The 18,072-nt window shown below is 70.6% G+C and carries 16 protein-coding genes; 15 read left to right on the top strand and 1 reads right to left on the bottom strand.

Annotated features, from left to right (window positions below; translation table 11 throughout):
- Positions 1 to 1,004 precede the first annotated feature (1,004 nt).
- The 15 genes from M3T53_RS06655 to M3T53_RS06585 all read left to right on the top strand — a co-directional run bounded on the left by M3T53_RS06655 (position 1,005) and on the right by M3T53_RS06585 (position 16,237).
- A complete protein-coding gene (locus M3T53_RS06655; RefSeq protein WP_272433694.1) occupies positions 1,005 to 3,509 on the top strand; it encodes an HAD-IIA family hydrolase in 2,505 nt (834 codons plus the stop codon).
- On the top strand, positions 3,506 to 3,688 hold the full coding sequence (locus tag M3T53_RS06650) for a hypothetical protein (protein ID WP_272433693.1): 183 nt from the start codon (positions 3,506 to 3,508) through the stop codon (positions 3,686 to 3,688). Before M3T53_RS06655 ends, M3T53_RS06650 begins: the two co-directional genes overlap by 4 nt.
- On the top strand, positions 3,685 to 4,512 hold the full coding sequence (locus tag M3T53_RS06645; RefSeq protein WP_272433692.1) for a TlyA family RNA methyltransferase: 828 nt from the start codon (positions 3,685 to 3,687) through the stop codon (positions 4,510 to 4,512). Before M3T53_RS06650 ends, M3T53_RS06645 begins: the two co-directional genes overlap by 4 nt.
- 16 nt (positions 4,513 to 4,528) lie before the next feature.
- A complete protein-coding gene (locus M3T53_RS06640) occupies positions 4,529 to 5,377 on the top strand; it encodes an NAD kinase (RefSeq protein WP_272433720.1) in 849 nt (282 codons plus the stop codon).
- Positions 5,374 to 7,044 (top strand): DNA repair protein RecN, encoded by a 1,671-nt coding sequence (gene recN / locus M3T53_RS06635; protein ID WP_272433691.1) that lies wholly within the window; start codon positions 5,374 to 5,376, stop codon positions 7,042 to 7,044. The genes M3T53_RS06640 and recN overlap by 4 nt, the downstream gene beginning before the upstream one ends.
- Positions 7,041 to 8,213, top strand: a complete 1,173-nt coding sequence (gene steA, locus M3T53_RS06630; protein ID WP_272433690.1) for a putative cytokinetic ring protein SteA — start codon at positions 7,041 to 7,043, stop codon at positions 8,211 to 8,213. The genes recN and steA overlap by 4 nt, the downstream gene beginning before the upstream one ends.
- A gap of 11 nt (positions 8,214 to 8,224) precedes the next feature.
- Positions 8,225 to 9,139 carry a copper transporter gene (locus M3T53_RS06625; RefSeq protein WP_272433689.1) on the top strand — a complete coding sequence of 305 codons (915 nt, stop codon included), beginning with the start codon at positions 8,225 to 8,227 and terminating at the stop codon, positions 9,137 to 9,139.
- Positions 9,136 to 9,774, top strand: a complete 639-nt coding sequence (locus tag M3T53_RS06620; protein WP_272433688.1) for an NUDIX domain-containing protein — start codon at positions 9,136 to 9,138, stop codon at positions 9,772 to 9,774. Before M3T53_RS06625 ends, M3T53_RS06620 begins: the two co-directional genes overlap by 4 nt.
- A gap of 104 nt (positions 9,775 to 9,878) precedes the next feature.
- The gene (locus M3T53_RS06615) at positions 9,879 to 10,574 is read left to right on the top strand and encodes a helix-turn-helix transcriptional regulator (protein ID WP_272433687.1); all 696 of its coding nucleotides are present in this window, start codon (positions 9,879 to 9,881) and stop codon (positions 10,572 to 10,574) included.
- 84 nt (positions 10,575 to 10,658) lie between these two features.
- Positions 10,659 to 12,065: a Fe-S cluster assembly protein SufB gene (gene sufB, locus M3T53_RS06610; RefSeq protein ID WP_442866932.1), complete on the top strand. Its 1,407-nt coding sequence runs from the start codon at positions 10,659 to 10,661 to the stop codon at positions 12,063 to 12,065.
- A gap of 2 nt (positions 12,066 to 12,067) precedes the next feature.
- The gene (sufD, locus tag M3T53_RS06605; RefSeq protein WP_272433685.1) at positions 12,068 to 13,249 is read left to right on the top strand and encodes a Fe-S cluster assembly protein SufD; all 1,182 of its coding nucleotides are present in this window, start codon (positions 12,068 to 12,070) and stop codon (positions 13,247 to 13,249) included.
- A gap of 54 nt (positions 13,250 to 13,303) precedes the next feature.
- Positions 13,304 to 14,056 carry a Fe-S cluster assembly ATPase SufC gene (sufC, locus tag M3T53_RS06600; protein WP_272433683.1) on the top strand — a complete coding sequence of 251 codons (753 nt, stop codon included), beginning with the start codon at positions 13,304 to 13,306 and terminating at the stop codon, positions 14,054 to 14,056.
- Positions 14,053 to 15,351 carry a SufS family cysteine desulfurase gene (locus M3T53_RS06595; RefSeq protein WP_272433682.1) on the top strand — a complete coding sequence of 433 codons (1,299 nt, stop codon included), beginning with the start codon at positions 14,053 to 14,055 and terminating at the stop codon, positions 15,349 to 15,351. The genes sufC and M3T53_RS06595 overlap by 4 nt, the downstream gene beginning before the upstream one ends.
- The gene (gene sufU, locus M3T53_RS06590; RefSeq protein WP_272433681.1) at positions 15,351 to 15,818 is read left to right on the top strand and encodes a Fe-S cluster assembly sulfur transfer protein SufU; all 468 of its coding nucleotides are present in this window, start codon (positions 15,351 to 15,353) and stop codon (positions 15,816 to 15,818) included. The genes M3T53_RS06595 and sufU overlap by 1 nt, the downstream gene beginning before the upstream one ends.
- A complete protein-coding gene (locus M3T53_RS06585) occupies positions 15,815 to 16,237 on the top strand; it encodes a metal-sulfur cluster assembly factor (protein ID WP_272433680.1) in 423 nt (140 codons plus the stop codon). The genes sufU and M3T53_RS06585 overlap by 4 nt, the downstream gene beginning before the upstream one ends.
- Positions 16,238 to 16,270: 33 nt before the next feature.
- Here the strand turns inward: M3T53_RS06585 and M3T53_RS06580 are convergent, their stop codons facing one another.
- Entirely contained in the window at positions 16,271 to 18,067 is a 1,797-nt protein-coding gene (locus tag M3T53_RS06580; RefSeq protein ID WP_272433679.1) for an AMP-binding protein, read from the bottom strand.
- Between the last annotated feature and the right edge of the window lie 5 nt (positions 18,068 to 18,072).

Raw genomic sequence — 18,072 nt, 5'->3', positions numbered from 1 at the left:
CTCGTCGGCGGTGTCCGCCCGCGCGCAAGCACCGCCCGATCTGGATCGTACGATGGTGGACTGGACGCTGGCGTGGCGTCCCCGCCCGCGCGCGAACAACCGCGAACAACGTGGTCTGGACAACACAGTCCAGAAAGCCACAACGGCAAAGCCATCCGACAGCACCTACCCGCGCGTACGGGGTCTGGACCAGCCGGCGACCACGCCCACGAGCGGGCCAATGACTCCCTGCCCGCGCGCGAACAACGTGGTCTGGACAACACAGTCCAGAAAGCCACAACGGCAAAGCCATCCGACATCGCCTACCCGCGCGTACGGGGATTGGACCAATCGGCGACCACGCCCACGAGCGGACCCCGTGTGTTCGTGCCTGTCGGGTTTGGCTGACCCCTGTGCTTCCCTACGTCCGCCAAGCCCCACAGGGCAAGCACATACACACATGGTCGGTTAGTCGCTTTGCAATTTCCCCGGAAAACGAAAAAACCAGCGCGCATACCCGGGGAAACGTTCGTTTTCGAAGGAAAACACAGAGAAAAAACGCGACACGGACGAAAGCGGGCACGCGGAAAGGAATGCCAAGCCTGGTCGGGGGCGATTCAGGCCATTGGCGAGGCGCGCGCGGAAAGGGGCGCCGACCGCCGCCGGGGCGAACCGATGGGGCGCGAGGGCACGTACGCGGGCAAGGGAGGTCGACGTCTTGTCGGTATCGAAACTGACAGGCGAGGGCGCATGCGATGAGGGACGTGCATGCGATCGCCGGCGACACGATTCACCTCCTCCCCACCTGCGCTCTCTCCGATCCTGTGAGAAGCTCTCGATCTTCTCGCCGATCCGGTACCTCACCGGCCCCATAAGCAGACCCAACACCACCCACGTCACACATAACCGAGCAGGTGCGGGCCGTTCAGAGGCGGAGGCGACCGCTATGCTGGGAGGGATTCGCGAGAGAACGCCGCAGCGGCGGCCGCATGAGACGACAAGCGCACGGGCGCAGGAATAGAGGTATGACCATGGCAGGAGACCAGCGAGGACGCTTTGACGAGGGTCGTGGTGGATACCAGCGCCGACAGAACACATGGCGCGATTCCTCCGAGCGCTCGGATAGCCGTCGTTCGGATCGCTCCGGCCGCCGCGCTTTCGATCGCGATGACCGCGGCTCGCGCTCCTACGGCGACCGCTCCGAGCGTCGGGGCTACGACCGGGACGGGGACCGTCGCCGCCCCTTCGAGTCCGGCGGGGACCGCCCAGGACGTCGATTCTCCGATGACGCAGACGGGCGCCGATCGTTCCAATCGGGCGGGGAGCGTCGAGGCTCTTTCGGCAGGGATGACCGCCGGGGAGCTGGGCAAGGACGCCGAGACGACCGCGCCTCCGGCCGCTCCGATCGCCGCGCCTACGATCGCGACGACCGCGGCTCGCGCTCCTACGGCGACCGCTCCGGACGCCGAGACTACGACCGCGGCGGGCAGAGGGAGTTCGAACAGCAGAACTTCGCGAGCACTGATGAATACATCTCCCCCCGGGGCGACGAGCCGACGATCCCCGCGGGGGTCTCCGCCGAGGAGCTCGATCCCGCGGCGACGCGCGCGCTGACCACCCTGTCCGGCCCCAACCGCGACATCGTCGCCCGCCATCTCGTCATGGCCGGCCAGCTCATCGACCTCGATCCCGAACAGGCCTACCAGCACGCGATGGCGGCATCCTCGCGCGCCGGACGCGTCGACGTCGTCCGCGAAGCCGCGGCCCTCACCGCCTACGCATCCGGCCGCTACGAGGAGGCGCTGCGAGAGGTCCGGGCCGTCCGCCGGATGCGAGGAGACGACTCGTTGCGCGCCGTCGAAGCGGATTGCGAGCGCGGTCTCGGACGCCCCGCCAAGGCGATCGAGATCATCGACCAGACCGACACCAAGGGGATGGACCTCGCTGAACAGGTCGAACTCGTCCTCGTCTCCTCCGGCGCCCGGGCCGATCTGGGCGAATCCGAAGTCGGCCTCGTCCTCGTCGACGACGCCATCGCAGCCCTCCCGGAGGACGTCGAACCCGACTACCTGCGCCGACTGATGTCCGTCAAGGCCGACCGCCTGCGCGAACTCGATCGCCTCGACGAGGCGGACGAGGTCGAAGCCGCGATGCCCGACGAGATCGACGTGCCCGTCATCGTCGACACGGCTCTCTTCGCCGACGCCGACGTCGACCGGAAGACCTCTCCCTTGAAGGGCTCGGACACCCCCCTCGCCCAGGCCTACGACTGCGCCCTCCTCGACCTCGACGGAACCGCCTGGGCCGGCGACCGCGGCATCGATCACGCCTGCGAATCCGTGCTCGCCGCCCGCGAGGCCGGGATGACAACCGTCTTCGTCACCAACAACGCCATGCGCACGCCCCAGATGGTCGCCGACAAACTCACCGACTACGGTTTCGCCGCCACGGCGGACATGGTGATGACCTCGGCGATGGACGTCGTCTCGATCCTCTCCGAGAAGATCGACGAGGGCGCCAAGGTCTTCGTCCTCGGCGGCGAAGGGGTGCGTCAGGCCCTCATCGAGGGGGGCTACCAGATCGTCGACTCCGCCGACGACGAGCCGGCGGCCGTCGTCCAGGGCCTCGATACATCCGTCGACTGGGCCATGCTCACCGAAGGAGCCCTGGCCATCCAGCGCGGAGCCCGATTCTTCGCGACCAACCTGGACGCGACTCTGCCCATCGAACGCGGAAACGCGCTCGGCAACGGATCCCTCGTCCGGGCGATCGAGCACGCCACCGGCGTCCGCCCCTATGCCGCCGGCAAGCCGGAACCGGGCATCTACCAGCGCGGCGCCGCCCTCGTCGAGGCGCAGAATCCCATCGCCGTCGGCGACCGGCTCGAAACCGACATCCTCGGCGCGATTCGCGCGGGGATCCCCGCGATGCACGTCCTCACCGGCGTCCACGGGGCCCGAGAGGTCATCCTCGCCCCGCGCGGCCAGAGGCCCTCCTACCTCGCCCTCGACATGCGCGGACTGCTCGAGGACCACCCGCGTCCCAAGCACCACCGCGACGACACCTGGACCTGCGGCGTCTCCCAGGTCGCCAAGGTCCTGCGCAACGGCGTCCTGACGCTCGACGACATCGAGCTCACCGGGCCGACGACCATCACCCTCGACTCCTATCGTGCGCTCGCCGCGGCCGCCTGGGACTGGGCCGACTCCTCCGACGGCATCCGCTGTCCCGAGCTCGTCGTCGTCGACAACGACGACGAGACCGGCATCGTCGTCGAGCCGGAGCCCGCCGACGACGATCAGGACCTCTCTGAGGAGCAGGCTCCGGTCCTCGTCGACGGCGACGCCCCCGACTCCGACGGCTCCTTCACCGACGCGGACTCACGGATCGGCGTCGAGGCGGACGCGCTGCCCGAGCCGGACGGGGACGCCCCGACCTTCCTGCCCGGCGAGGAGGAGCTCGAGAAGCTCCTCGCCGAGACCGCCGACCCCGACGATGACGAGACCCCGGTCGAGAACGAGGCTGAATGACGCGCAGCACCACCCCCGCCGCAGCAGCTGTCGGCGCATCCACCCCCCTTCCGGCCCTCGTCGATGTCGTCTCCGCCCTCGACGGCTTCGACGCGTGGTCGATGCCGATGAAGATCGCCGCCCTGCACAAGGTCGACGAAGGGCTCCGTCACGCCCTCCACCCGGAGTCCGGCGCATGAGGCTGCGGCGGATCGACTCCGAGCTGGTTCGCCGCGGCCTGGCCCGATCCCGGACGCAGGCGCAAGAGCTCATCGCGGCCGGGCGGGTCGCCCTCGATGGCGAGACCGTCCTCAAGCCCGCCCGGCAGATGGACCCGGCCCAGGCGATCGTCATCACCGAAGGGGACGGCGAGGACTACGCGTCACGAGGGGCCCACAAGCTTGCCGGGGCCCTCGACGCCCTCGGCGATCGCGCCCCCGTGATCGAGGGGCGGCGGTGCCTCGACGCGGGCGCCTCGACGGGGGGCTTCACCGACGTCCTCCTGCGCCGAGGCGCTTCGTCCGTCGTCGCCGTCGACGTGGGGTACGGGCAACTGGCCTGGAGGATCCAGGCGGATCCCCGCGTCGAGGTCCACGATCGGACGAACGTCCGCACACTCGACCCCGCGGCCGTCGCCCCCGCCCCTCAGGTCGTCGTCGGCGACCTGTCCTTCATCTCCCTGACCCTTGTCATCCCCGCCCTCGTCGCCGCCGCCGCTCCCGACGCCGACTTCCTCCTGATGGTCAAGCCCCAATTCGAGATCGGCAAGGACCGGCTCGGCCACGGCGGCGTCGTCCGCGACCCCGCCCACCACGTCGAAACCGTCCTGGCCGTCGCCCAATGCGCGATGGACTGCGGACTGGGCGTCGCCGCCGTCGAGGCGTCCCCCCTGCCCGGACCGTCAGGGAACATCGAGTACTTTCTCCATATGAGGGCCGACCACCCCCGCGCCCTCGCGCGCGAGGACCTCGCGGGGGCCGTCGCCGACGCGGTGAGTCGAGGCCCGGCAGGCGCATCGAAGTAACAGGAGGACCCGAGTGATCGAATCCGTGATGCTCGTCCGCCACATCGCCCGGCCCGAGGCGATCGCGGCAGCCGAGGCGGCTGCCGCCCATCTCGAGCGCCTGGGCATCCGCGTCCTGCCGGAAACCACCGACGAGGGCGTCGACCTCGTCCTCGCCCTCGGAGGCGACGGGACGATCCTGTCGGCCGCCTCCCACGCCCGCCGCCGCGATGTCCCGCTGCTCGGCGTCAACATGGGGCATATGGGGTTTCTCGCCGAAGTCTCCGATGCCGAAGGAGTCGATGGAGTCGTCCGGCGCATCGCCGCCGGCGACTTCACGGTCGACGCCCGGATGACGCTTGATATCACGGTCCTCGCCCCCGACGGGATCGAGAGGCGCGATTGGGCGCTCAACGAGGCCGCCGTCATGCACACGGATGTCGCCCACCCGGTCCACCTCGCCCTCGGCGTCGACGGGCAGGCCGTGTCGACCTACGGCGCCGACGGGATCATCCTGGCGACCCCCACCGGATCGACCGCCTACTCCTTCTCCGCCGGAGGCCCCGTCGTCTGGCCCGACACCGAGGCGATGGTCATCGCTCCCCTCGCCGCCCACGGCCTGTTCACCCGTCCCCTCGTCGTCGGCCCCTCCAGCGAACTCCAGATCGTCGTCCTCGAAGAGATGTGGTCGGCTCCTGGACTCGTGTGCGACGGATCCCGCCACATGAGCCTGCCGATGGGCACGCGGATCCTCGTGACGAGGGGGGAGCGCCCCGTCAGGCTCGCCCGACTCGACGACACGCCGTTCTCCGCGCGCCTCGTCGAGAAGTTCTCCCTGCCGGTCCGCGGCTGGAAGACGCCGACGGACGCGGAGGACGCCCGATGATCTCCTCCCTCGACATCCGGTCGCTGGGCGTCATCGACAGCGCCCACCTCGACATCGGCCCCGGTCTCACCGTCCTCACCGGGGAGACCGGCGCCGGCAAGACCATGGTGCTGACCTCTCTGCGCCTCCTCCTCGGAGGGCGCGCCGACGCGGCCCTCGTGCGTTCGGGGGCCGAGCAGGCCCTCGTCGATGCGGTGCTCGCGGTCCCCGACGATCTCGTCGACGCCGCCCGCCGGGCCGGGGGGATCGTCGACGAGGACGAGCTCATCGTCTCGCGCACCGTTGCGGCCCGCGGTCGTTCGCGCGCCCACCTGGGGTCCAGGCCCGTCCCCGCAAGCGTCCTCGCTGATCTCGTCGGCTCGGTCGTGACGATCCACGGCCAGTCGGATCAGATCCGCCTGACGGCCCCCGCGGCGCAGCGCCGCGCCCTCGACGACTTCGGCGGGCCCTCGCACGCCGAGCTCCTGACGGCCTATCGGGAGGCCTGGGGCCGTGCCGTCGAGATCAAGCGGGCCCTCGACGAGGCCGTCTCGGCCTCCGCGACCCGCTCCGACGAGATCGCGCGGCTCCGCGCAGCCGTCGACGCGATCGACGCCCTCGACCTGCGCCCCGGGGAGGACGACGAGCTGCGCGCCGAGAGCAGGCGGCTGACCAACGTCCAGGACCTGCGGCTCCACCTCGGACGGGTCGACGGCCTTCTGCGCGGCCAGGGGGAGGCCCCTGGCGCGCTTGACGCCGTGAGGATGTCCCTCGACGAGCTACGCCACGCCGAACGCTTCGACGCCGGTCTCGCGCCGCTCAGCGCCCGCCTCGTCCCCCTCGCCCTCGAACTCGACGCCCTCGCGGACGACGCCGCCGACTACTGCGCCGGGCTCGACGCCGACCCGCAGCGGCTGAGCGCCGTCCACGAACGGCGCGCCGCGATCCGCCACCTCCTCGAGGGGCGCGCCGCCGACGTCGACGGACTGCTGCGATGGCGCGCCGACGCGGGGGACAGGCTTTCCGACCTGACCCGCCCGGGATCGGATCCGGACGCCTTGCGCGAGCGGCTGGCGCAGGCCCAGGACGAGGTCCTGAGGATCGGGGCCGACGTGACCGCTGCGCGCCGGAAGCTGGCCTCGGACCTCTCCGCCCGAGTCGACGCCGAGCTCAACGAGCTGTCGATGCCCGGAGCCCATCTCGAGATCGCCTTGACGGCGACCAAGCCGACGCCGCACGGATGCGAGGACATCGCCCTGTGCCTCCAACCCCATCCGAGCGCACCGGCCCGGCCCCTGGGCCAAGGGGCCTCCGGCGGCGAGCTGTCGCGCGTCATGCTCGCCCTCGAAGTCGTCCTCGGGGCCGGATCCGACGCCCGCACCTTCATCTTCGACGAGGTCGACGCCGGCATCGGAGGAGCGACCGCGACGGCCGTCGGATCGCGGCTCGCCCGACTCGCCGCCCACCGCCAGGTGATCGTCGTCACCCATCTCGCCCAGGTCGCCGCCTTCGCCGACCACCACCTCGTCGTCGAGAAGGCCGAGGGCCGGACGAGCGTCCGCGCGGTCGACGGCGTCGAGAGGCAGGCGGAGCTCACACGCATGATGGGTGGCGATCCGCACTCCGAGGCGGCGCGCCGCAACGCTCTCGAAGTGCTCGGCTCCGCCATGCCACAATCCAGGGGATGAGTGCCACCGACAAACCCTCCGCGTCCCCGATCTCCGGGCGCATCCGCATCGACGCGCGGGCCCGCAAGCTCGCCTCCCGCCTCGAGCCCGGGGACATCGCCGTCATCGACCAATCGGACATCGACCGGGCGACCGCCCAGGCGATCATCGCCTCGGCCCCGGCCGCGGTGCTCAACGCCGCCCCATCGGTCACCGGCCGGCACACCGCCCTGGGCCCCAGGATGATCCTCGACGCCGGCATCCGGCTCGTCGACGACCTCGGTCAGGACCTGATGACCCTGCGCGAGGGCGAGGACGTCACCGTCGACGAGGACACCGTCACGCGCGGGGGCGTTGTCATCGCCACCGGACGTGTCGTCGAGGCCGCCGTCCTCGACCGGCTCGTCGAGGGCTCCGAGACGACGCGCACCCAGATCCGCTCCTTCGCCGCCTCCGTCGAGGACTACCTCGATCGGGACGGGCCCCTTCTCCTCGAGGGGACGGGCGTCCCCGATCTGTCTGCCCTCCTCGGCGGCAGGATCGTCCTGCTCGTCCTCGGCGGATCCGACGCCCACCAGCAGCTCGCGCGCATCCGCCGGTGGCGGCGCGACGCGGCTCCCGTCGTCATCGCCATCGAATCGGGGGTCGAGGCCGCCAGGAGGCACCGCCTGTCCCCGACGATCGTCATCGGCGACATGGATCTCGTCGCCGAGAAGGCGCTGCGCGCCGCTTCCGAGCTCGTCGTCGTCAGCGGCCACGACGGCGTGGCGCCCGGTCGGGACAGGCTCGATCGAATGGGCGTCGACTATCGGACGATCGAGATGATGGGGGGAGCCGAGGAGGCCGCGATCCTCATCGCCGCCCGCAGCGGCGCGCGCGCGATCGTCACCGCGGGGGCCCACCACGGGGTCGAGGACTTCATCGATCAGGGGCGCGCCTCGATGGCGCCGGTGTTCTTCACCCGTCTGCGCGCGGGAGACCTCCTCGTCGGCGCGGACGCCGTGGCCGCGGTCCACCGCCACAGGATCGGGGGGTGGGGGCTGCTCCTGCTGGCCCTGACGGTCCTCGGCGCCCTCGGCGCCGCCCTGTGGTCGACCCCGTGGGGTCACGACGCCCTCACCGGTCTCGTCGGCCCCCTCATGTCCCTGTTCGGATCGTCCTCGCCCGACGCGGGCGGGCCAGTGGGCTGAGGAGGCCACAGATGATCAACTTCCGCTATCACCTCGTCTCCCTCATCGCCGTGTTCGCCGCCCTCGCGGTCGGCATCGTCCTGGGAGCGGGCCCCCTCCAGACGAGGCTCGCCTCGACGATGAATCCGCAGACCGACTCCCAGGCGCTCGTCGAGTCCCAGGCTGTCTCAGCCGCCGAGGCCCGCACCGCCGTCGAGGCCGCGGGGCTCGAGCAGCTCGCCGACTCCGTGCTGCCCGGGACGCTCGCCGGCACTACCGTGGCGACCGTCGCCCTGCCCGGCGCGGACGCGCAGGACGTCGAGCGGGTCCGTCGGATGCTGACGACCGCGGGCGCCTCGCTCGTCGGGGCCGCGTCCCTGACCGACAACTGGGACTCCCAGGCGATGGCGCAATACCGCCAGACCCTCTCGACCCCCCTCGCGACCCACATGGCGGGGATCGTCCCGGCCGACGCCACCGCCGACGCCGTGATCGGCCACGCGCTCGTGCAGGTGCTGACCTCCACCGGTTCCGAAACGGACCTCCTCCGCGAGATCATCACCGATGAGTCGACGCCGATCCTGTCCATCGAGGAGGATCCCGCCGGAGGCGCCCAGGCGATCGTCCTCATCGGCGGCGCCTCCTCCGAGACGGGGACCGACGCCGCCCAATCCGCCGGCAGCGGACGAGTCGTCGAGGCGTGGGCGGGCGCGGCGCGGGCCGTCGGACAGGCCCCCGGCGGGGGCGTCGTTATCGCGGACGCCTCCGGTCCCTCCTCGATGCTCGCCCAAGTCAGGGCGCTGGGCGTCCCCGTGACCTCGGTGGACTCCCCGTCGAGCGTCCTCGGCGCCCTCGGGGTGGCCCTCGCCCTGCCCGGGGCCGGGCAGCAGGCGCGCGCCTTCGGCACCGGGGAGGGTGCCACCGCGGCCCTGCCCGACTGGCGATGACCGGCCCCGCCCCGACCGCGGGATCGGCGGATCGCAAGTCCTCCCGCGAGGTCGTCTCGCACGAGCGGGTCTGGAGCGGGCGCATCGTCGGGATCGAGGTCGACGACGTGCGCGTCGTCGACGGCGCTGCCCCCGTGACTCGCGAATACGCCCGGCATCCCGGCGCGGTCGCGATCGTCGCCCTGCGGGGGCCGGAGGGACGCGAGGAGATCCTCCTCGAGCGCCAGTACCGTCATCCCGTCGGATGCGAGCTGTGGGAGATCCCCGCCGGGCTCCTCGACGTCGACGGGGAGGACCCCCTGGTCGCGGCCCAGCGCGAACTCGCCGAGGAGGCGGATCTGAGAGCCGGCCGATGGGACGTCCTCATCGACCTCTTCTCCTCACCGGGGATCTCCACCGAATCGCTCCGGGTGTTCCTCGCCCGGGATCTGAGCCCCACCGGGACCGTCTTCGACCGCGAGGACGAGGAGGCCGGTATCGAGACCGCCTGGGTCGACCTCGACGAGGCCGTCCGCCTCGTGCTCGCCGGTGGGCTGCACGCGGCGAGCGCGGTGAGCGGCGTCCTCGCGGCGCACGCCTGCCGTATGCGCGGCTGGCAGCCCCTGCGCCCGGTTCGCGCGCCGTGGCTGCGCTGAGTGCCCAGCGTGCGAGAAACCCCACCGCGGGACTTTAAGAAAAGACTGACTGACGAAAACGACGTAGACTGGCGGCATCACCTGTGAGAGGAACGGAGGCGGGGATGTTCGAGCAGCAGGATGCCAATACTCGAGAACAGGTCCTCGACCTCGTCGTCGAGAAGGGTCCGGTCACCGCGTCCGCCATCGCCAAGGTCCTCGGGCTGACGACCGCCGCGGTCCGGCGCCATATCACGATACTCCTCGACTCCCACGACATCGCCGAGCACGAGCCCGGCCACGTCGGCAAGCGCGGCCGCGGCCGCCCCGCCCGCCACTACGTCGCCACCGAACGGGCCCACCAGCGACTGGCCGACGGGTACTCCGACCTGGCGGTCAAGGCGCTCGGCTACCTCGGTCAGGTCGGCGGGGGAGAGGCGATCGACAACTTCGCCGCCGCCCGCTCCCGGGAGATCGAGCGGCGCTACGCCCCGATCGTCCGCGATGCCGGGCCCGATCCGCGGGTCAGGGCCCAGGCCCTGGCCGACGCCCTCACGCAGGACGGCTACGCCGCCACGGTCCGCGAGATCGCCGGGGGAGGATTCGCCGTCCAACTGTGCCAGGGCCACTGCCCGATCCAGCACGTCGCCGGGGACTTCCCCCAGCTGTGCGACGCCGAGACCCAGGCCTTCTCTCGCCTGCTCGACGTGCACGTCCAACGACTCGCCACGCTCGCTGGAGGCGAACACGTGTGCACGACGCATATCCCCGTCGGCGCGCCCGTGATCCGACCGGCCGCGCGCGCAGCGCTGCGCCACTGATCTGAGCGCAGCGATTCCCCACGAGAGGTTGACACCACTATGACGCAATCCCCGCCGTCCGCACCGCGGCTCGAGGCCCCCCCGATGTCCGATGAGGAGATCATCGACTCCATCGGCGCCTACGAGTTCGGCTGGAGAGACAGCGACGACTACTCGAAGGACGTGCCCTACGGCATCGACGAGGCCGTCGTCCGCTCCATCTCGGAGCGCAAGAACGAACCCGAATGGATGCTCCAGCGCCGCCTCAAGGCCCTGGAGATGTTCGAGCGCAAACCGATGCCGGCCTGGGGACCCGACCTGTCGGACCTCGACTTCGACGCGTTCAAGTACTACGTCAACCCCACGGACCGCCAGGTCAAGGACTGGCAGGACCTGCCCGAGGACATCCGCGAGACCTACGACCGCCTCGGCATCCCCGAGGCCGAGAAGAACCGCCTCGTCGCCGGGGTCGCCGCCCAGTACGAATCCGAGGTCGTCTACCAGCAGATCCAGGAGGACCTCGAACGCCAGGGCGTCGTCTTCCTCGACACCGACACCGGTCTGCGCGAGTACCCCGAGCTCTTCGAGGAGTACTTCGGCCGCTCCGTGCCGGCCGGCGACAACAAGTTCGCCGCCCTCAACACCGCCGCGTGGTCGGGGGGCTCCTTCGTCTACGTCCCCAAGGGCGTCCACGTCGAGATCCCCCTCCAGGCCTACTTCCGCATCAACACCGAGGCCATGGGGCAGTTCGAGCGGACGCTGATCATCGCCGACGAGGGCTCCTACGTCCACTACGTCGAGGGCTGCACCGCCCCGATCTACGACACGAACTCCCTGCACGCCGCGGTCGTCGAGATCTTCGTGCGCAAGGACGCCCGCGTCCGCTACACGACGATCCAGAACTGGTCGACCAACGTCCTCAACCTCGTCACCCAGCGCGCCATCGTCGACGAGGGCGCGACGATGGAATGGATCGACGGGAACATGGGCTCGGCCGTGACGATGAAGTACCCGGCCTGCTTCCTCATGGGCGAGCACGCCCGCGGAGAGACCCTCTCCATCGGCTTCGCGGGCCCCGGCCAGCACCAGGACACCGGCGCCAAGATGGTCCACATGGCCCCCCGCACGTCCTCGTCCATCGTCTCCAAGTCGGTGTCGCGCGGAGGGGGGCGCACCTCCTACCGCGGCCTCGTCCAGATCAACGCGCGCGCCCGCCACGCCAAATCCAACGTCCTGTGCGACGCCCTCCTCGTCGACAAGCTCTCGCGCACCGACACCTACCCCTACGTCGACGTGCGTACCGACGACGTCGAGATGGGGCACGAGGCCACCGTCTCCAAGGTCTCCGCCGACCAGCTCTTCTACCTCATGAGTCGCGGCCTCGACGAGAACGAGGCGATGGCGATGATCGTCCGCGGATTCGTCGAGCCCATCGCCAAGGAGCTCCCGATGGAGTACGCGCTCGAACTCAACCGGCTCATCGAGCTGCAGATGGAAGGATCCGTGGGCTGAACATGACCACCGCAGACACCATGGGCACCGCCCACTCCCACGGGGCCGTCGAGTCCTCCGGCGCGCACTTCTCCCGCGCCGACCGGCCGACCTCCTTCGACCTCGACGCCATCGCGGTTCCGAAGGGCCGCGAGGAGGACTGGCGATTCACCCCGATGCGGCGCATCGAGCGCCTCTTCGACCCGGCCTCCTACGAGCCGGGCGACGCCCCGATGACGATCACCGCGCCCTCGGGCGTCGCCGTCGAGTCCGCCCCCCGTACCGACCCGAGGGTCGGCGCCGTCCTGGCCCCCGGGGACCGGACCGCGGTCGTCGCCTGGAACACGGCGGACGAGGCGCGGATCGTCACGATCCCCAGGGGCGCCGTCGTCGACGAACCCATCCGCATCGACATCGACTCGGCGGACGCGACCCGCTCCCAGCACCTCGTCGTGCGCGCCGAGGAGCTCTCGCGGGCCACCGTCATCATCAACCACGCGGGCAGCCCCGACGCCGCGCTCAACCAGACGGTGGAGATCGACGCGGCCGACGCCTCGACGCTGACCGTCGTCTCCGTCCAGGAATGGGACCGCTCCGTCCTCCACGCCTCCAACCACCGGATCGCCCTGGGCAAGGACACCGTCCTCACCCACATCGTCGTCACCCTCGGCGGGGACCTCGTGAGGATCTGCGCCGACACCGACTTCCGCGGGCCCGGGGCCCAGCTCACCATGCTCGGCCTCTACTTCGTCGACGACGGCCAGCACCTCGAGCACCGCGTCTTCGTCGACCACTCCCAGCCCAACTGCTTCTCCCGCGTGACCTACAAGGGCGCCCTGCAAGGGGCCGACGCCCACTCGGTGTGGATCGGCGACTGCCTGATCCGAGAGGCCGCCGATGGCACCGACACCTACGAGCTCAACCGCAACCTCGTCCTCACCGAGGGGGCCAAGGCGGACTCGGTGCCGAACCTGGAGATCGAGAACGGGGAGATCGAAGGGGCCGGGCACGCGTCGGCCACCGGTCGCTTCGACGACGAGCAGCTCTTCTACCTCATGAGCCGCGGCGTCTCCGAGATCGACGCCCGCCGCCTCGTCGTGCGCGGCTTCTTCGCCGAGCTCATCAACCAGATCGGCGTCCCGGAGGTGCAGGAGCACCTCATGGCCTCCATCGAAGCCGAGCTCACCCGCTCGCGCGACCTCTGACACCCCGACCCATCCACACGACCGCCGGCGACGAACGCCGATGAGGAGAGAACAATGTCGACCCTGACCATCAAGGACCTCCACGTGTCCGTCGAAACAGCCGACGGCCCCAAGCAGATCCTCAAGGGAGTCAACCTCACCATCAACTCCGGTGAGATCCACGCGATCATGGGCCCCAACGGCTCGGGCAAATCGACGATGGCCTACGCCCTGGCCGGGCACCCCGACTATGAGATCACCCAGGGAGAGGCCTGGCTCGACGATCAGCTCATCACCGACATGAGCGTCGACGAGCGCGCCAAGGCGGGCCTCTTCCTCGCCATGCAGTACCCCGTCGAGGTCGCCGGCGTCTCCGTGTCGAACTTCCTGCGCACCGCCAAGACCGCCGTCGACGGCCAGGCCCCGCAGATCCGCTCGTGGGTCAAGGATGTGCGCTCCTCCATGGAGAACCTGCGCATGGATCCGGGATTCGCCGAGCGCGACGTCAACGTCGGGTTCTCCGGAGGCGAGAAGAAGCGCTTGGAGATCCTGCAGATGGAGCTTCTCAAGCCCTCGTTCGCGGTCCTCGACGAGACCGACTCCGGCCTCGACGTCGACGCGCTGCGCATCGTCTCCGAGGGCGTCAACCGGGTCCACGCCGACACCGGCTGCGGCGTCATGCTCATCACCCACTACACGCGGATCCTACGCTACATCGCGCCCAGCCACGTTCACGTCTTCGTCGACGGGCGCATCGCCGCCCAGGGTGGTCCCGAGCTCGCCGACCAGCTCGAGGACGAGGGCTACGACAAGTACCTGTCGCTGTGACCCCCCGCGAACCCGCCCCCGGAGCGTTCACCGACGCCGAATTGGAGCGCATCCGCGCCGATTTCCCGATCCTGGGCAGGATCGGGCGGGGCGGGCGCCCCATCGCCTATCTCGACGCGTCCGCCACCTCGCAGAAGCCCGCGTGCGTCATCGACGCCGAGGCGGACTTCTACCGGACGTCGAACGCCGCCGTCCACCGCGGCACCCACCTCCTCGGGGACGAGGCCACCTCGGCCTTCGAGGACGGGCGCACGGCCCTCGCCCGGTTCATCGGCGGACGCCCCGATGAGATCGTGTGGACGAAGAACGCGACGGAGGCCATCAACCTCGTCGCCCTGTCCATCGGCCACGCTTCGGCGGGCCGCGGGGGCCGGGCCGCGCAACGGCTCCGCCTGGGGGAGGGGGACCGGATCGTCGTCAGCCGGGCCGAGCACCACGCGAACCTCATCCCCTGGCAGGAGCTGTGCGCCCGCACCGGCGCCGAACTCGCCTGGCTCGACCTCACCCCCGACGGGCGCATCGACCCGGCCACCCTCGGCGTCATCACCGAGAGCACCCGCCTCGTCGCCGTCACCCACGTCTCCAACGTCACCGGAGCCCTGTCCCCGGTCGAGGCGATCACCGCCGCCGCCCGGGCGGTCGGCGCGCTCGTCCTCCTCGACACCTGCCAGTCGTCGGCGCACCTGCCGATCGACGTGCGCGCCCTCGACGCGGACTTCGCCGTCCTGTCCTCCCACAAGATGCTCGGCCCCACCGGAGTCGGCGCCCTGTGGGGGCGCCGGGAGCTCCTCGAGGCCATGCCCCCCGTCCTCACCGGCGGTTCGATGATCGCCCACGTCGACATGGGCGGCGCCACCTACATGGACCCGCCCGAGCGCTTCGAGGCCGGCTCGCAGCCCGTCGCCCAGATCGCCGGGTGGACGCGCGCCCTCGACTACCTGACGGGGCTCGGCATGGACAGGATCGCCGCCCACGAGCGCGAGCTCACCGCCCTCATGCTCGACGCCGTCGCATCGATCGACGGCGTCCGGGTCCTGGGGCCCGCCGACGACGAGGACAGGATCGGGGTCGTCGCCTTCGCCGTCGACGGCGTCCACCCCCACGACGTCGGCCAGGTCATGGACGCCGACGACGTCGCCGTGCGCGTCGGCCACCACTGCGCGATCCCCCTCCACTCCTTCTTCGGCGTCAGGTCGAGCGCCCGGGCCTCGATCGCCCCGACGACCTCCCGCGACGAGATCCACCGGCTCGTCGACTCCCTCGCCCGTGTCCGCTCCTACTTCGGAGGACGCTGATGTCCAGCCTCGAACAGCTCTACCAGCAGGTGATCCTCGACCACTCGCGCGCCCGGCACGGAGCCGGGCCCCTCGACGGCGTCGACGCCTCCTCCCACCAGGTCAACCCCACGTGCGGAGACGAGGTGACCCTCGGGGTGCGCCTGACGGACGGGAGGATCTCCCACCTGGCGTGGGAGGGCGACGGATGCTCGATCTCGCGCGCCTCCCTGTCGATGCTCTCCGACCTCGTCGACGGCAAGACGACCGATGAGGCCGCCCGCCTGTACGCGGCGATGGAGACGATGATGCACTCGCGCAACCTCGGAGTCCCCGACGAGGTCCTCGACCTCCTCGGCGACGCGGCCGCCCTCGAGGGCACCTCCCAATTCGCCAACCGGGTCAAATGCTCGCTGCTGGGCTGGTACGCCCTGCGCGACGCCCTGGCCCAACTCGGAACAGACCTCGCAGAAGGGACCCGCGCATGACCAATCCCATGGCCCAGTCAGAACCCGTCGAGCAGCGCTTCGCCCCGGTCGCGACCGACTCGCAGGCGCCCGCGCGCCAGATCGACGGCACCGATGTCGTCGAGAACGGCTCGCTGAGGGCCGAGGACGTCCTCGAGGCCCTCAAAGACGTCATCGACCCCGAGCTCGGCATCAACATCGTCGACCTGGGGCTCGTCTACGGCATCGACATCAACGCCGAGGACGCGATCCGCCTCGACATGACCCTGACCTCCGCGGCGTGCCCGCTGACCGACGTCATCGAGCGCCAGGCGCAGATGATCCTCTCCTCGTTGACGCCCGACGTGGCGATCAACTGGGTGTGGATGCCGCCGTGGGGCCCCGACCGGATCACCCCCGACGGGCGCGACCAGCTCCGGGCCATCGGATTCAACGTCTGACGCCGATCGGGAGGGCGCACCGCCCCCGGGTCCTCAGTCCTTCTCGGACTCCTCGTCGGAGCGGGCCAGGAGGCGCGAGACCGTGTCCGACGCCGACTGCACATAGCCGCCGACCTGGCGCGCCGCCGTCCCCAGCGCATCTGCCGCGGGACCGACGATCTCCTCACGAACCTTGCGCCGCAGGATCTTGCCGATCTGGTTGCGCGGCATCTCCGCGATGAACACGATCTGGCGGGGCAGGGCGTAGTGGGCGATGGACTTCTCCGCCCACGTGCGCACCTGCTCCAAGGTGATCATCGGCGCGTCGTCCTCCAGGATGATCGCGGCCGTCACCTGCTCCGACTCGTCCGGTCGGGGGACGCCGACGACCGCGACGTCCTTGACCTCCGGCATCGATCGGATCGCGTCCTCCACCTGGCTCGGATAGACGTTGAAGCCCCCCGACAAGATGAGCTCCTTGCGCCGGTCCGCCATCGAGATGAACCCGTCGGAGTTGACCCCGATGTCGCCGGTGCGCAGCCACCCGTCGTCGGTGAACATCTCGGCGGTCTCCTCGGGCGCGTCGAGGTAGCCCTCGAAGACCTGCGGCCCCTTGACGAGGATCTCCCCGGGCTGGCCGTCCTCGACGTCCTTCGTCGGATCCTCCAGGTCGACGAGGCGCACGTCCGTCGAGGGGAAGGGCAGGCCGAGGACACCGTGACGGCGCTTCTCCGACAATGGGGCGCCCATGAGGACCGGCGAGGTCTCGGACAGGCCATACCCCTCGACGATCATCCCGCCGGTCGCCTCCTCCCACCGGCTCGCCAGGTCGGTCGACAGCGGCATGGCGCCGGCCACCGCGTAACGGATCGACGAGATGTCGGTCCCGGTGCGCGTCGCCTCGTTGAGGATCCGCTCGAACATCGGGGGGACGCCGACGAAGAAGGTGACGGGGGTGCGCCGGTGGGCCTCCAGGGCCATCGCCGCGTCGAACTTCGGCAGGAGCACCTGGGTGGCGGCCTTGCGGACCGCGGCGCACAGGAAGAAGGTCAGGCCGAAGGCGTGGAAGTAGGGGAGGAGGGAGTAGAAGGTCTCGGCGCCCTCGTGGAGCATCCACACCCAGAACATGCACTGGTCGACGTTCGTCCCGATGTTGCGGTGGGTGAGGACCGCCGACTTGGGCACGCCGTTGGTTCCGCTCGTGTGAAGGACGACCGCCCGGTCGCCGGCGCTCGCATGCGGGTGGTCCTCCCGGATCCTCCGGGCGCTGCTCACCGCCCGATCCCACGAGGAGGCCCCCTCGGGGACGGGGCCGCGCAGTTGGTCGCGAGTCCGCCTGGCCCGTTCGACGGGCATTCTCAGCAGGACGCGCTGGGCGACGGGCATGTGGAGGGAGACGTCGACGGTGAAGACCCGCTCGAGGGGCGTCGACCCGTCGAGGGGGTAGTCGGCCGCGCTCTTCTCCCAGACGACGGCGACCCGCGCGCGGTGGCGCTCGAGCTGGCCGCGGATCTGCGAGGCCGGGGCCAGGGGGTTGTGCTGGGCGGCCACCGCCCCGATGCGCATGCACGCGTAGAAGGCGACGAACGCCTGCGGGCAGTTCGGCAGGGCGATCGCGACCGCGTCCCCGCGACGCACCCCGGCGTCGACGAGGACGCGGGCCGCCCGCAGGACCTGGTCGTGGACCTGGGCGTAGGTCGTCGTCGCGCCGAAGTAGTCGATCGCCACCCGCGAGGGGTAGAGCCTCGCGGCGTCGTCGAGGAGGGCGAAGAGGGAGCGGTCCCAGACGGGGACCTCCCACGGCGTGTAGTTGTAGTGCTCGTGCGCCTGCTCGACGATGTGCGACGTCATCGGGC

Source organism: Actinomyces sp. B33 (genome assembly GCF_028437565.1).
GTDB lineage: Bacteria > Actinomycetota > Actinomycetes > Actinomycetales > Actinomycetaceae > Pauljensenia.
Note: the sequence above shows the minus strand (reverse complement) of the source record. Positions and strands in the feature narration are given on the sequence as shown.